Source organism: Marilutibacter chinensis (genome assembly GCF_021725675.1).
Classification (GTDB): Bacteria; Pseudomonadota; Gammaproteobacteria; order Xanthomonadales; family Xanthomonadaceae; genus Marilutibacter; species Marilutibacter chinensis.
This window is the reverse complement of the sequence record NZ_JAKJPO010000024.1, coordinates 1-14,395: the sequence shown is the minus strand read 5'-3', so window position 1 is coordinate 14,395 and position 14,395 is coordinate 1. Positions and strand designations below refer to the sequence as shown.

General features: G+C 68.9%; 12 protein-coding genes and 1 other RNA gene. 10 read left to right on the top strand and 3 right to left on the bottom strand.

Annotated elements, in window-relative coordinates; all coding sequences use genetic code 11:
* Positions 1-7: 7 nt before the first annotated feature.
* Positions 8-1,336, top strand: a complete 1,329-nt coding sequence (pepQ, locus tag L3V18_RS18925; RefSeq protein WP_237056995.1) for a Xaa-Pro dipeptidase — start codon at positions 8-10, stop codon at positions 1,334-1,336.
* 75 nt (positions 1,337-1,411) lie between these two features.
* Here pepQ and L3V18_RS18920 read toward each other — a convergent pair whose 3' ends face one another.
* From L3V18_RS18920 to L3V18_RS18910, 3 genes are all read right to left on the bottom strand, one after another.
* Positions 1,412-2,185: a TerC family protein gene (locus L3V18_RS18920; RefSeq protein ID WP_237056993.1), complete on the bottom strand. Its 774-nt coding sequence runs from the start codon at positions 2,183-2,185 to the stop codon at positions 1,412-1,414.
* A gap of 34 nt (positions 2,186-2,219) precedes the next feature.
* Positions 2,220-3,557: an aminopeptidase P N-terminal domain-containing protein gene (locus tag L3V18_RS18915; RefSeq protein WP_343226363.1), complete on the bottom strand. Its 1,338-nt coding sequence runs from the start codon at positions 3,555-3,557 to the stop codon at positions 2,220-2,222.
* A 155-nt stretch (positions 3,558-3,712) separates the two neighbouring features.
* Positions 3,713-4,267, bottom strand: coding sequence for a UPF0149 family protein (locus L3V18_RS18910; RefSeq protein ID WP_425493560.1), 555 nt, complete (start codon positions 4,265-4,267; stop codon positions 3,713-3,715).
* A 244-nt stretch (positions 4,268-4,511) separates the two neighbouring features.
* Here L3V18_RS18910 and L3V18_RS18905 point away from each other — a divergent pair, with 244 nt between their 5' ends.
* The 9 genes from L3V18_RS18905 to L3V18_RS18865 all read left to right on the top strand — a co-directional run bounded on the left by L3V18_RS18905 (position 4,512) and on the right by L3V18_RS18865 (position 14,218).
* Positions 4,512-9,083, top strand: a complete 4,572-nt coding sequence (locus L3V18_RS18905; protein WP_237056989.1) for an EAL domain-containing protein — start codon at positions 4,512-4,514, stop codon at positions 9,081-9,083.
* A gap of 115 nt (positions 9,084-9,198) precedes the next feature.
* The gene (locus tag L3V18_RS18900) at positions 9,199-9,420 is read left to right on the top strand and encodes a TIGR02449 family protein (RefSeq protein ID WP_237056987.1); all 222 of its coding nucleotides are present in this window, start codon (positions 9,199-9,201) and stop codon (positions 9,418-9,420) included.
* The gene (locus tag L3V18_RS18895) at positions 9,417-9,722 is read left to right on the top strand and encodes a cell division protein ZapA (protein ID WP_237056985.1); all 306 of its coding nucleotides are present in this window, start codon (positions 9,417-9,419) and stop codon (positions 9,720-9,722) included. The genes L3V18_RS18900 and L3V18_RS18895 overlap by 4 nt, the downstream gene beginning before the upstream one ends.
* 92 nt (positions 9,723-9,814) lie before the next feature.
* Positions 9,815-10,001, top strand: a non-coding RNA gene (gene ssrS / locus L3V18_RS18890) — 6S RNA.
* Between the two features lie 141 nt (positions 10,002-10,142).
* Positions 10,143-10,775, top strand: a complete 633-nt coding sequence (locus tag L3V18_RS18885; protein ID WP_237056984.1) for a 5-formyltetrahydrofolate cyclo-ligase — start codon at positions 10,143-10,145, stop codon at positions 10,773-10,775.
* A complete protein-coding gene (locus tag L3V18_RS18880) occupies positions 10,772-11,242 on the top strand; it encodes an EVE domain-containing protein (protein WP_237056983.1) in 471 nt (156 codons plus the stop codon). The genes L3V18_RS18885 and L3V18_RS18880 overlap by 4 nt, the downstream gene beginning before the upstream one ends.
* Positions 11,243-11,308: 66 nt before the next feature.
* Positions 11,309-11,971 carry a ribose-5-phosphate isomerase RpiA gene (gene rpiA / locus L3V18_RS18875; protein ID WP_237056982.1) on the top strand — a complete coding sequence of 221 codons (663 nt, stop codon included), beginning with the start codon at positions 11,309-11,311 and terminating at the stop codon, positions 11,969-11,971.
* Positions 11,972-12,014: 43 nt separating this feature from the next.
* On the top strand, positions 12,015-12,668 hold the full coding sequence (locus L3V18_RS18870) for an SH3 domain-containing protein (RefSeq protein ID WP_237056981.1): 654 nt from the start codon (positions 12,015-12,017) through the stop codon (positions 12,666-12,668).
* 83 nt (positions 12,669-12,751) lie between these two features.
* On the top strand, positions 12,752-14,218 hold the full coding sequence (locus L3V18_RS18865; RefSeq protein ID WP_237056980.1) for a Y-family DNA polymerase: 1,467 nt from the start codon (positions 12,752-12,754) through the stop codon (positions 14,216-14,218).
* Positions 14,219-14,395 lie beyond the last annotated feature (177 nt).

Genomic DNA, 14,395 nt, shown 5'->3' with positions numbered 1-14,395 from the left:
TCTCCCGATGTCCGCGACAGCCCCTGCGATCTTATACCGACAGCACCTCGACGTACTCGAGCAGCGCGCGACCGCGGCACTGGAGCGGGGTGGATTCGATCATCTGGTCGTACCCAGCGGCACCCTGCACTACCAGGCCTTCGACGATCGCGACTATCCGTACGCGGTCAACCCGCACTTCAAGGCCTGGGCCCCGCTGACCCGCAATCCGGGCAGCTGGCTGGTGTTCACCCCGGGCCGGCGGCCCACGCTCGTCTATCTGCAGCCGTTCGACTACTGGCACGTGGTGCCGGAAGCGCCCGGCGGCTACTGGGTCGAGCACTTCGACGTCAGGATCATCCGCACCGCAGAAGAGGCTCTGCAGCACCTGCCGCAGCCGGTGGCACGCTGCGCGATCGTCGGCGAGCCGCAGAGCGCGCTGGGCGACTACGTGCCGGACAATCCGGCGGCCGTGGTCGACTACCTGCATTACCACCGTGCGTTCAAGACGCCTTACGAGGTGGCCATGATGCGCGAGGCGACCCTGCGCGGCGTGCGCGGCCACCATGCGGCCGAGCGCGCGTTCCGCGCCGGCGCCAGCGAGTTCGGCATCCACCTGGCCTACTGCCAGGCCGCACGACAGGACGCCAACGAGCTGCCGTACGGCAACATCGTCGCCCTCAACGAGCATGGCGCGGTGTTGCACTACACCGAGTTGGGCCGGCTGCCGCCGCAAGATTCCCGCAGCTTCCTCATCGACGCCGGCGCCAGCCATGGCGGCTATGCCTGCGACATCACCCGCACCCATGCCGCCGACACCGCGGGCGAATTCCAGGCGATGATCGAGGCGGTCGACGCCGCGCAGCTGAAGATGTGCGACCAGGTCCGCGCCGGCACCGACTACAAGCGGATCCACCTCGATGCCCATCTCGCCCTGGCCGGTATCCTCAGGGAGTTCGGCGTGCTGAGGATGTCGCCGGAAGCGGCGCTGGAAACCGGCGTCAGCAGTGCGTTCTTTCCGCACGGCATCGGTCACGGCATCGGCCTGCAGGTGCACGACGTGGCCGGCTTCGCCGCCAGCGACGGCGGCGGCACCATCGACAAGCCGGCCGGCCATCCGTACCTGCGGCTGACCCGGGTGCTGGAACCGGGCATGGTCGTCACCATCGAGCCCGGCATCTACTTCATCGACATGCTGCTCGACGAGGTGAGGAAGAACGGCCATGGCGACGCGGTGGACTGGAACCGGGTCGAGACGTTCAGGCCCTATGGCGGCATCCGCATCGAGGACGACGTGGTCTGCACCGGGGACGCCCCCGAAAACCTGACCCGCGAGGGCTTCGCCGCGGCGGCCTGATCCGTCCCGGGCCCACATCCGAAAGGCGCGGCCCCCGAGCCGCACCTTTTCTTTTCCCGGCACGAGCGCGCGGCGTCAGCCGCCGGATCGATCGCGTCCGGGCGCTTCGACGTAGCGCTCGTGCAGGTCCACCGGCTTCACCTTCGCGCTGCGCTTGCGGATCCACATGTTGATGGACTCGACGAAGACCGAGAACGCCATCGCCGCGTAGATGTAGCCCTTGGGAATGTGCTGGCCGAAACCGTCCGCGATCAGCACCAGTCCGATCATGATCAGGAAGCTCAACGCGAGCACCTTGACCGTGGGATGGCGCTCGACGAAGTCGCCGATCGGCCTGGCGAACCCGATCATGAAGGCGATCGATATCAGGATCGCCGCCACCATCACCCAGCGTTCGTCGACCATGCCGACGGCGGTGATGATCGAGTCGAGCGAGAACACCACGTCGAGCAGCATGATCTGCACGATCACGCCCAGGAACGAAGCACCGCCGCCGGGACGCACTTCCTCGGACGCGCCCTCCAGCTTCTGGTGGATCTCGTGCGTCGCCTTGCCGATCAGGAACAGGCCGCCGCCGACCAGGATCAGGTCACGCCACGAGAACGCCTGCCCGAACAGCTCGAACAGCGGCGCCGTCAGGCCGACGATCCAGGAGATCGCGAACAGCAGCGCCAGCCGGGTGATCGCCGCCAGCGCGATGCCGAGCCGGCGCGCCCGGTCGCGCTGGTGCGCCGGCAGTTTGCCCGACAGGATCGAGATGAAGATGATGTTGTCGATGCCCAGCACCAGCTCCAGCGCGGTGAGGGTGGCGAGGGCGATCCAGATTTCGGGGTTGGCCAGCGATTCCATGCGTATGGTCCGTCGATGCGAACAGGCGGCGAGTCTAGCCGGCGGCCGGTGTCTCCGCCATCAACGCCTCGATCTCGTCGGCGCTGCGCGCGAGGCCTTCGGTCAGCACCTTGTGGCCGTCGCCGGTGACCAGCACGTCGTCCTCGGTACGGATGCCGATGCCGCGCCACTTCGCCGCCACCCGGGTGTCGTCGGCGTCGATGTAGAGGCCCGGCTCGATGGTGAACACCATCCCCGGTTCGAGCAGGCGCGATTCGCCCTCGATGCGGTATTCGCCGACGTCGTGCACGTCCAGGCCGATCCAGTGGCCGGTCTTGTGGCGGTAGTAGCGGCGGTAGCTGCCGTCGGCGATGTTCTTTTCCAGGCTGCCTTTGAGCAGGCCCAGTCGTAGCAACCCTTCGGTCAGGGTCGTCACCGCGGCGTCGTGACCGGCCTCGTAGGGCACTCCGGGCCGGGCCTGGGCGAGCGCGGCGGCCTGCGCCTGACCGACCAGGTCGTGCAGCAGCCGCTGCTCCCGGCTGAAACGCCCGTTGGCGGGGAAGGTGCGGGTGATGTCGGCCGCGTAGCCGCGGTACTCGGCGCCGGCGTCGACCAGCACCAGGTCGCCGTCGCGTATCCGCCCGCTGTTGGCGACGTAGTGCAGCACGCAGGCATTGGCGCCGGCACCGACGATGCTGCCGTATGCCGGCACCGCGTCGCTGGCGCGGAACACGCGCTCGAGCTCGGCCTGCAGCTCGTATTCGTGCATGCCCGGTCGCACCGCGCGCATCGCCGCGGCGTGGGCACGCATGCTGATGTCGGCGGCGCGCTGCATCAGCCGCAGCTCGTCGCGATCCTTGAACAGGCGCATCTCGTCGAGCAGGTGGCCAAGCTCCAGGAACTCGTGCGGAGGCTGCGCACCATGCCGGATCTGCGCGCGTACGCGATTGACCCAGCCGATCAGCTTGAGGTCGAACTCCTGATCGCGGCCGAAGTGGTAGTAGACCCGGCTGCGGCCTTCCAGCAGGCCGGGCAGGATGTCGTCGAGGTCGCCGATCGGGTAGGCATCGTCGAAACCGAACGCCTCGACCGCGCCCTCCGGACCGTGACGCGGCCCGTCCCAGCCTTCGCGCTCCGGGTCGCGCTCGCGGCAGAACAGCAGCGCCTCGCCGTGACGGCGGCCGGGCACCAGCACCAGCACCGCCTCGGGTTCGTCGAAGCCGGTCAGATACCAGAAGTCGGAATCCTGCCGGTACGGATAGTGGGTATCGCGGCTGCGGATGCGCTCGGCGGCGGCCGGCAGCACCAGGATCGCGTCGTCGCCTGCCATGCGCATCAGCTGCCGGCGGCGGCGGACATGGTTCCTGTTCGGAATCGAAAGCGGCTTTTGCACGGAGCTGGGGCTGGGGCTGGGGCTGGGGCTGGGGCTGGGGCTGGGGCTGGGGCTGGGGAGCTGGGGAGCTGGGGAGCTGGGGAGCTGGGGAGCTGGGGAGCTGGGGAGCTGGGGGGCTGGGGGGCTGGATCGAGGCCCGGGCCCGGGCCGCCATATCAGTTCAGGCGCTGGCGATGACGGGCGGCGAGCACGCAGTCGCCATGCAGCAGCAGCGCCGCCACGCGTACGAACTCCTCGATCTCCGCCAGCGCCTCCTCGTCGGAATCGTCGCCCTCGTCCTGGGCCTGGGCGGCGGCCAGCCGGGCCAGGTCGGTCAGCGCTTCCTGACCCTCCTCCGACAGCGGCGGCTGCGCACCGGCAGCCATGCCGAAGGCGCCGACGAAACCGCGGCACCAGTCGAACAGCGCACCGCTGCGCTCGGCCAGGCTGGCATCGGAGGCGGGCAGCAACAGTTCGAACGCGAAGTCGCGATCGCCGAGCTGGGCGGCGGTCACCTGCGCCAGCCGGTCCAGCGGCGAATCCGGACCCGGCGCCGGCAGGCTGTCGTCAAGCAGCAGGCGCGACAGCCAGTCCGGCTTCAGCGTCGAGCCGCCGGCCAGCCAACCGCACAGGCAGCCATGCAGCTCGGCAGCGGAGACCGCCAGCGACTGGCGGCGGATCTCGGCATCGACTTCGATCAATGCGGGCAATTCGTCAGGGGCAACCGACACGGCGACTCAGGGCTGGAAACAGGATGCGGAGGAGTGTAACAACCGATCGCGCGCTCCAGCGCCGATCGCGCGGCTACCGATGCCTCCGGTCGGAGTCGCCATGCGGCGGCATCGGATTGGCGTGCCCGTCACGGCCTGCCTACACTGCCCCGACCCCAGCAGGATTCCCGCGCCGATGTCCCGACGGCCGCTCCCAGTCCACGCCCCATCGGATACGGCCCGTGCCGTCCGTCCGGTCGCGCGCGTGGCTGCCTGCCTGTTGGGAGCCGGCCTGGCCTTGCTGGCGGCAATGCTGCCGGGAGAAGCCGTCGCCACCATCCGCGATTACTACTTCACCCCGCTGGGCAGCGAGCACGGACTGGCCCAGGCCACGGTCCAGGCGATGGTCGAGGACCCCCAGGGATTCATCTGGGTCGGCACCCAGGGCGGCCTGCACCGCTACGACGGCAACCGCTACCAGTTGTTCCGCCACGATCCGCGAGACCCTGCCAGCCTGCCCGACAGCAGCGTCACCGCGCTCGCGGTCGCCGACCAGCACAGCCTCTGGATCGGCTCCAATTCCGAGTACGTCGCCCGGCTCGACCTGGCCAGCGGTCAGGTGCAGCGCTTCGAACCCGCGCCCCAGGCGGATCGCGCGCATCGCCAGGTGCGGGCATTGCTGCCACGATCCGGCCAGCTGTGGATCGGGACCGGGGCCGGCCTCGAGCGCCTGGAACCGACTACCGGCAGACGGATCCCGGTGCTTGCGCTCGACGGCCAGGCGCTGGGCGGGAGCGCACGCCAGGCGCTCATCGCCGACCATGGCGGCACGGTGTGGTACGCCACCGCAGCGGGGCTGTTCGGGGTTCCGCCCACCGGTCCGGTGATCCGGGTCGGCCCGGCCCGTCCGGCATTGAGCCTGGCGGTCGACCACGCCGGTCGCGTACTTGTCGGGCGGGCCGACGGCCTGCACCGGCTTGGCGACGACGGCGAAACCCTCGAACGGCTCTGGCCGGCGGACGCGGAAGCACTTGACTGGGAACCGCGCGTGCTCGCGATCGCCGAGGCCCCCGATCGCCACCTGTGGCTGTCGATCAGCGGCCGTGGCCTTATTCGGCTCGATCCGGACAACGGGCGCTTCCAGCACGTACAGGAGGAGCCGCTGGTCGAGGCGAGCCTGCCCGAAAGCGGGGTCAACGTCCTGCTGGTCGACCGCGGCGGCATGCTCTGGGTGGGCGGCTCGTTCCGCGGCGTCGCGATCACCGATCCGCGTGGCACCCGCTTCCGCTACATCTTCAACCTCGACCATCTCGACCAGTACAGCGTCATCACCAACAACAGTGTCCGCGCGATCCTGGAAGGCGCCGACAGCGGCTGGTGGATCGCCACCGACGACCGCCGATTCTGGCGCTACGATCCGGCCAGCGACCGTTTCGACGAATGGACCGGGTACCTCGACCGGGCCTTCTATCCGGACCGGGAAAACCCGCCGGACGGAGAGAGCGTCCGGGTGATATCGATCATCGACGCCGGCCATGGCCGGATGTGGCTGGCCACCGATCGCGGCCTGGCACGCTTCGAACCCGCGACCGGCACTATCGAGATCCCGCCGCTGGGCGAATACGACGGCACCCCGCTACGCAGCGTATTGATCGACAGCCGCGGCGATCTCTGGCTCGGTACTGCCGGCATCGGCGCCCTGCACGTCCCGCGCGATGGCGGTCGCATCACCCACTACGGGCACCGTGACGGCGACCCGTTGCAGTTGCCCAATGGCACCGTGCATGCGCTGCTGGAGGATCGCGACGGACGGATCTGGTTCGGCACCGGCGACGGTCTGGGGATGCTGGATCCGGACAGCGGCCAGCTGCGCCAGTTCCGCCACGGCGCCAACGCGCCGGACAGCCTGTCGGGCAACCTGGTGCGGGCGTTGAGGATGGATCATGCCGGCACGGTCTGGATCGGCACCCGCTCGGGCCTGAGCCGGGTGCTGGAGGACGACGACGGCCGTATCCGTTTCGACCACCCGCTCGCGGCGGGGCTCGCCGATCAGCCGGTGCCGATGGTGTTCTCGATCGAGGAAGGACGGGACGGCCAGCTGTGGATGGGCACCGACGCCGGCATGCTGCGCTTCGACCCGGCCGGCGGCGACATCCGCCACTACGGACTGGCGGACGGACTGCAGGACCGGGAGTTCAATGGCGGCGCGTCGACCCGGCTGCGCGACGGCCGCCTGTTGTTCGGCGGCGTGCGCGGACTGAACCTGTTCGCCCCCGACCGCATCCGCGACTCCGCCTACGTCCCACCGCTGCGCCTGCTGTCGGCGCGCATCGGCACCCAGTCGCCCAGCGACGGCGCGACCCTGTGGCAGCCGCGCATGCTCGACATCCCGGGCGGCACCGACATGCTGCGCCTGCGCATCGGCGCGCTCGACTACGCCCCTACCGCATCGCTGCGCTACCGCTACCGGATGGACGGTTTCGATCGCGACTGGATCGACAACGGCGACCAGCCCGACATCACCTATACCCGGCTGCCGCCGGGGCGTTACACCTTCCGTGCGCAGTCGACCAACCGCGACGGCGTCTGGAGCGCGTCCGAACTGCAGTTGCCGGTCCATGTCGCTCCGCCGCTGTGGCGCCATCCGCTGACCGTGGCCCTGGTGGCGCTGGCGGCGCTGGTCGGCGCACTGGTGGCGGGCTGGCACTGGCGTCGCAACCACCTGCGCGAACAGGGCTGGTTCCAGCAGATCCGCGAACGCGAGGAGCGCCTCAAGCTCGCGTTGTGGGCCTCGGGCGACCAGTTCTGGGACTACGACCTGGGCCAGAAGCAGCTGCACTGGATGCGCGTCCACGACCCCGACGGCGCCGCCCCGCAGATCACCACCCAGACCCAGGTCAACACCGTGCACGAGGTACATGCAGACGACCTGCCGCGTGTTTCCGAACAGTTGCGTCGCCACTTGCGCGGCGACACCGCACTGTTCCTGTCCGAGCATCGTTCTCGCACGCCCGAAGGCGACTGGGCCTGGATGCGCGCGCGCGGGCGCGTCGTCGAGCGCGATGCCCAGGGCCGCGCGGTGCGCGTGGCCGGCACCGCCCGCGACATCACCCGCAGCCGCAGCGCCGAGCGCGAGCGCCGGATCGCCACCGAGGTACTGCGCAGCATGGCCGAGGCGGTTGCGGTGTTCGACCGCGACTTCAACTTCGTTTCCGTGAATCCGGCGTTCGAGCGGATGACCGGCTACCAGGCCAGCGAAGTGATCGGCCGCTCGACCGGCCTGCTCGACAGCCAGCAGCACGAAGCCGGGTTCTACCGGCAACTGCGCGAGGAGCTCGAACGCCAGGGACGCTGGTCCGGCGAGATCTGGCAACGACGCAAGGACGGCAACGAGTTCCTGTGCGCGCTGCAGAGCACGGCGGTCCACGAGGCCGGCGGCGAGGTCGGACACTACGTCGCGGTGCTGGCCGACATCACCGACCAGAAACGCGCCGAGCAGGAGCTGCGCTACCTCGCCAATTACGACACGTTGACCAGCCTGCCCAACCGTGCGCTGCTGTCGGAACGGCTGTCGAGGGCGATCGTCCGTGCCCGCCGCAACAACCGCAAGATCGCGCTGCTGTTCCTCGACCTGGACCGCTTCAAGGACATCAACGACTCGCTCGGCCACGCCGCCGGCGACCGTATCCTGCGCGCAGCAGCCAACCGCCTGCAGCAGACCGTGGGCCCCGAGCACACCGTCGCCCGCCTCGGCGGAGACGAATTCACCGTCGTGCTCGAGGACCTGGAGAACATCGAGCAGGCCGAACAGGTGGCGCGCCAGTTGCTGGAGGCATTCGAGACCGCGCTCGACTTCGACGAGCGCCACGACGTCTCGATCTCGCCGTCGATCGGCATCAGCCTGTACCCGGACCATGCCCAGGTCCCGACCGACCTGCTCAAGCACGCCGACACCGCGATGTACCAGGCCAAGGCAGCGGGCCGGCGCACCTGGATGCGCTATCACGAGACGATGGACGTGGAGATCCGACGCCGCGCGACCATCACCGCCGCATTGCGCAAGGTCCTCGACCGCGGCGAACTGCAGCTGGTGTACCAGCCGCAGCTTTCCCTGCGCGACCAGCGCATCACCGGCGTCGAGGCGCTGCTGCGCTGGCACAGCGACGAACACGGAATGATTCCGCCGTCGCAGTTCATCCCGCTCGCAGAGGAAACCGGCCTGATCCTCGACATCGGCGAGTGGGCGTTGCGCGAGGCCTGCATGCGGCTGATGCAATGGCGCCACCAGGGTCACACGGACCTGACGATGGCGGTCAACGTATCCGCGCTGCAGCTGCTGCGCGGCAACCTGCCGCAAGTCGTCGCGCGGGCGCTCGAGGACACCGGCATCCCGCCGGACCGGCTGGAGCTGGAGCTGACCGAAAGCGTGATCATGGCCAATGCCGAGCAGGGAGCGGCGACGCTTGCGGCACTCCGACGGCTCGGCGTCGGTCTGGCGGTCGACGACTTCGGCACCGGTTATTCCTCGCTGGCCTACCTCAAGCGGCTGCCGATCACATCGCTGAAGATCGACAAGGAATTCGTCGACGACCTGGGTGGCGACTCCGACGACGCCGCGATCACCAGCACGGTGATCACGATGGCCCATTCCCTCGGCCTGAACGTGATCGCCGAAGGCGTCGAGGACGAGAGCCAGATGCAGTTCCTGCTCGCCAACGGCTGCGACGAGGTCCAGGGCTACTGGCTGTCCCGTCCGCTCGACGCGTCCAGCTGCGCCGCCTTCCTGAGCGAATGGCAGGGGCGTCCCCCGCAGCCGCCCCCCCTCGCCAGCGCCTGAGGACCGGCCATGCCGGTGCCGCCCGTGCCGTCGCCGGTACCTGGACCGTGACGGCCCCGCGCCGACCGCCAGACCCCAGCTTGACCCCGGTCGGGCCGCTGCCCATCATGCCGCCATGGATCACGCCGAACTCCTCGCGCAACTGCAAGCCCTCGCCGCCCGCGTCGAGCAGCTGGCCGAGCGCACCCGCCGGCTGGGCGAGGAGAACCGCAGCCTGCGCCAGCAGCAGGAACAACTGGTCGGCGAGCGTTCGGCGCTGCTGGCCAAGAACGAGCAGGCCCGGATCCGGGTCGAGGCCATGATCGCGCGCCTGAAGTCGCTGGAGCAGCACACGTGACCAGTCCTGCCACCCCGGTCAGCATCCGCCTGCTCGATCGCGAATACACCGTCGGCTGCGAACCCGATGAGCGCGACGAGCTGCTGGCCGCCGCGAAGCTGCTCGACAGCAAGATGCGCGAGATCCGCGGCAGCAACCGGATGGTCGCGCTCGACCGCGTCGCGGTGCTGGCCGCGCTCAACTTCGCGCACGAGCTGCAACAGCTGCGTACCGAGGAAGGCCGCCACGATCGCGAGCTCGCGCGGACGCTGGCCGATCTCAACCGCAAGCTCGACGGTCTGCTCGACACGCCGCCGGCCTGAGCGCCGCGACGCCGCCGCAAGCCTGAACCGGACTTCGCCTCGCACCGACAAGCGGGCGCGACACTCCCGGCGGGCACGCTATACTTCGCGCACGTCCTCTGCTGTGGACGACGGCGTGCGCAAACATTCGCCTTGTCCCTTAATTGCGACCGCGGGGGTGCAACGAAGGCCCGGAGTGCAGGTCCGCCTTGTAGCGGGAAGCCCGACGGCCTCCAAGCATCCCCACTTGAACCCCGGGTTCAAGGTCGTTTCGCACGCATCGCCATTGGTGGAGGACTTTCATTTCCGCGTGCAGCGCCCCCGTGGCGCTGTTCGCGCATCTGGGGGGAGGACGTACCGCGATCGTGAGCGGATGCCCCGGCCCGCCAGACGCCCGCCAACCCGGCGCCGCTCCAGCCGCCGTGAACCGGAACCGATCGGATGACGTCCCCTGAGCCCGTCCAGCGCCGCCAGCTCCGCGAGGATCTGCGACGGCGACGCCGCGTCTTGCCCGATGCCGACCGCCGGGCCGCGGAGGGACGGCTCGCCGAGCGACTGCTGGCGCTGCCGTTCGCCCCGCGCTCGGGGGCGGTGGCCGGCTACTGGGCCTGCGACGGCGAGATCGGTCTGGATACGTGGTTGCGCGGACTGCCGGAGGCCTGTCGTTTCCACCTGCCGGTACTGGGTGCGGATTTCCGCCTCCACTTCGCCCCCTGGCGGCCGGGCGACGCCCTGGTCGAGAACCGCTACGGCATTCCCGAACCCGACGTGCCCGCTTCCGCCCTGCTCGATGCGCCAGAGATGGCGCTGATGGTGCTGCCGCTAGTAGGGTTCGGCCCGCACGGGCAGCGGCTCGGCATGGGTGGCGGCTGGTACGATCGCAACCTCGCGTTTCGCCACGAGCGTCCCGCGCCGCCGTGGCTGGTGGGTGCCGCATTCGAGCTGCAGAGGGTCGACGGCCTCCAGGCCGCTCCCTGGGACGTGCCGCTCGATGCGGTCTGCACCGAAGCGGCGATCCACGACTTCCACGGCCACGCCAATCCCATGTCCACCGACCCGACACCTGCCGCATGACCGCACGCCGCCGCTACTGGTTGATGAAATCCGAGCCCGATGCCTTTTCGATCGACGACCTGGAACGGGTCGGCACCGAACCGTGGAACGGGGTCCGCAACTACCAGGCGCGCAACTTCATGCGCGACGGGATGAAGGTCGGCGACGGCGTCCTGTTCTATCACTCCAACTGCGCGACACCGGGCATCGTCGGCACCGCGACCATCGCCAGCGAAGCCTACCCGGACGAGACTCAGTTCGACCCCAGGTCGGACTATTACGATCCGAAGAGCACCCGCGAGGAGCCGCGTTGGCTGCTGGTCGATGTCGCCTTCGAGCGCAAGCTCGCGCGCACCATCGCGCTGGACGAGATCAAGCGGCATGCCGACAGGCTGGGCGAGGAATTCGCTCTGATCCGTCGCGGCAACCGGCTGTCGGTGTTTCCGGTCAGCGCCGCGCAGTGGAAGTACCTGCTGTCGCTCGAATGAGCATCCATCGTCCCCGGCCGGCCCGGGAGATCCCCTTCCTTCCACTCAGACTCCAGTAACCAGTCCATGTCCGAATCCAAGCGCCTGGCGGCCGAAAAAGCCATCGAATACGTCGAAAACGGCATGATTGTCGGCGTTGGGACCGGTTCGACCGTTGCCTACTTCATCGACGCCCTCGCCCGCATCAAGGACCGCGTCAAGGGGGCGGTATCCAGCTCGGAGCAAAGCAGCGAGCGCCTGCGCGGCCATGGCATCGAGGTGCTCGATCTCAATGCCACGGGTCCGTTGTCGCTGTATGTCGACGGCGCCGACGAGTGCGATCCGCACAAACGGCTGATCAAGGGCGGCGGCGCCGCGCTGACCCGCGAGAAGATCATCGCCGAGGCGAGCGAGAAGTTCGTATGCATCATCGATCCGAGCAAGCGTGTCGACGTGCTCGGCGGATTCCCCCTGCCGGTCGAGGTGATTCCGATGGCGCGCAGCCTGGTCGCACGCGAGATCCTCGCCGGCACCGGCGGCCAGCCGGTCTGGCGCCAGAACGCCGACGGCGCCGCAGTCGTCACCGACAACGGCAACTGGGTGCTCGACATCCACAACCTGTCGATCACCGACCCGGTCGCTCTGGAGCAGACGATCAATGCGATCCCGGGCGTGGTCTGCGTGGGCCTGTTCGCGCGGCGCGGCGCCGACGTGGTGATCGTAGGCGGCGAACCGCCGCTGGTACTATGAAGCCACGATGCGCCGGTGTGCTTTCGTCATCGCCAACGGGATCATGCTGAGCCTCGCCGCCGGTACGGGCACGGGCGCCCCGCCGACTCCAGACCCGGTCTTCGCTCCGCCCGTCGAACAACTGCCTCCTGCGCTGCAAATAGCCAGGCAGGAACTCGCAGCCATCGTCGCCCGACGCGACATGGACGCCTTGCTTGCCCGCATCCGCCCCGACAGCAAATTCAGCTTCGGCGGCGACCATGGGCCGGAGGATTTCCGTCGCATGTGGGACGAGGACGGCCGCGAGCGCCGCCAGTTGTGGCAGCAGCTGGACGCAATCCTCGCCCTGCCGGGCGAGGCCCGCGAATCGGAAGAAGGTTTCGAATATTGCACGCCGTACGTGTTCTGCCTCGCAACGCCGGGCGAGATCGACCCCTTCGATGCCCGCGTCATCACCGGCACCGACGTCGCCATCCGCGAGCGGCCGGGACTGAACGGCAAAGTCGTCGCCCGGGTCAGCCACGTCGTCCTGACCGAAGTTCGTGACGAACACACCGACTCCGATCCCGAGGGCTGGACCAGGGTCCGCCTGGCTTCGGGTGTGGAAGGCTTTGTCAGCACGGCCTACGCCCGCAGCCAGATCGACTACCGCCTTGCCTTGTCGCTGAATGCCGAGTCCGGGGAATGGTGGCTGCGGTATTTCCTCGCCGGCGATTGAGCAAGCCATTGATTCGCAGGTGTCTTTTCCACTGAGACCGGGCGGCGCGATACTGGAGCGCCCAGGGCAACACCCCGGCCGCCATGACTCTGCGCTGCCTGTTCGTCGACTTCAATTCCTACTTCGCCTCGGTCGAGCAGTTCGACGCGCCCGGCGCGCTGCTCGGGCGGCCTGTCGCGGTGGTGCCGGTGCTGGCGGCGACGACCTGCTGCATCGCCGCCAGTTACGAGGCCAAGGCGTTCGGCATCAGGACCGGAACCCCGGTATGGGAAGCACTGGAGCTGTGCCCGCAGCTCGAGATCCGGCAGGCGCGGCCGGCGCGCTACATCGAGATGCACCACGAGCTGATGGCCGCGATCGAGGACTGCATCCCGCACGACAAACCGTTGTCGATCGACGAGGTGCCGTGCCGCCTGATCGGGCGCGAGCGCGAGCGCGGCAACGCCGAAGCGATCGCCAGGCGCATCAAGCAGACCCTGCACGACCGCGGCTACAGCCCCGCGATCCGCTGCTCGATCGGAATCGCCCCCAACCGCTTCCTCGCCAAGACCGCCTCGGACATGCGCAAGCCCGACGGGCTGACCGTGATCGAGGCGTCCGACCTGCCGGATATCCTCTATTCGCTGGAGCTGCGCGACCTGTGCGGGATCGGCCCCTCGATGGCCCGGCGCCTCCAGCGGGCCGGGATCTCCACGGTCAGGCAACTGTACGAGGCCGGCCGCCGCCAGCTGCGTCTGGCCTGGGGCAGCATCGAGGGCGAACGCTACTGGCTGCAGCTGCGCGGCCACGAATTGCCCGCGCCGCCAACACGCCGCGGCAGCATCGGCCATTCTCACGTGCTCGATCCGGCACTGCGCAGTCACGAGGGGGCCCGCGCAGTGCTGTTCAAGCTACTGGCCAAGGCGGCGATGCGGATGCGCCACGAAGGCTTCCAGGCCACCGGCATGTCGGTCAGTCTGCGCTTCGTCGGCCTCGAACGCCGTTTCGAACGCCACCTGCGCTTCGCCGCGCTGGACGATACGCCCAGCCTGCTGGCGATGCTCGCCCGCCAGTTGGACGTGCTGGCGCGAGCGCGCGAGCGCAGACGCTGGGACCCGCGGCAGCACCCGCCGCTGTCCGTGGCGGTGTCGCTGACCGGGCTGGAACAGGTCGAGGCGGACAGCCACGGACTGCTGCCCAACCGCGACCGCTCCAGAAAACTGAGCCAGGCACTGGATGCGATCAATCGTCGCTACGGCAACAACACCCTTTACGTCGGCGCGATGCAGGCGGCTCTCGCCCACGATGCCGCGCCGATGCGGATCCCGTTCTCCAAGATCCCCGAGACGGCGCTGGAAGAAGACGCCCACGCCCGCACGGAGCATGAAACCGCCGACGAACTGTGGCTGCAGCGCGAACGCCAATTCAAGGTGCTGGCCGAGCAGGCGCACAGGCTGGCGCAGCAACGGCAGCAACCGCCACGCGCAGGACGTTCCCCGTCCGGTTACGGTACAGGCCCGTCCGCCCCGCCGGCCGAGGAAGAGGTATCGGCGCAGGGGCGTTTGTTCTAGGCGGCCGGCCTGCTGGCCGCGCTTTCTCGCCTGACGGTGGCGGGCGGTAAGGAGTTCGGCCGAGCCCAGTTGTGGGCGGTGTTGCAAAGAAGAAGGCCGGCCCCTTGTGGGGACCGGCCTTCGGTGTAAATGTTCAGCGATGACCTACTCTCGCATGGCTTGAGCCACACTACCATC

What these genes read in the sequence shown, in the direction of transcription:
- pepQ (WP_237056995.1), top strand. Translation starts at nt 8, where the DNA reads ATGTCCGCGACAGCCCCTGCGATCTTATACCGACAGCACCTCGACGTA.
- L3V18_RS18920 (WP_237056993.1), bottom strand. Translation starts at nt 2,185, where the DNA reads ATGGAATCGCTGGCCAACCCCGAAATCTGGATCGCCCTCGCCACCCTC.
- L3V18_RS18900 (WP_237056987.1), top strand. Translation starts at nt 9,199, where the DNA reads ATGGATCACGCCGAACTCCTCGCGCAACTGCAAGCCCTCGCCGCCCGC.
- L3V18_RS18885 (WP_237056984.1), top strand. Translation starts at nt 10,143, where the DNA reads ATGACGTCCCCTGAGCCCGTCCAGCGCCGCCAGCTCCGCGAGGATCTG.
- L3V18_RS18880 (WP_237056983.1), top strand. Translation starts at nt 10,772, where the DNA reads ATGACCGCACGCCGCCGCTACTGGTTGATGAAATCCGAGCCCGATGCC.
- rpiA (WP_237056982.1), top strand. Translation starts at nt 11,309, where the DNA reads ATGTCCGAATCCAAGCGCCTGGCGGCCGAAAAAGCCATCGAATACGTC.
- L3V18_RS18870 (WP_237056981.1), top strand. Translation starts at nt 12,015, where the DNA reads ATGCTGAGCCTCGCCGCCGGTACGGGCACGGGCGCCCCGCCGACTCCA.
- L3V18_RS18865 (WP_237056980.1), top strand. Translation starts at nt 12,752, where the DNA reads ATGACTCTGCGCTGCCTGTTCGTCGACTTCAATTCCTACTTCGCCTCG.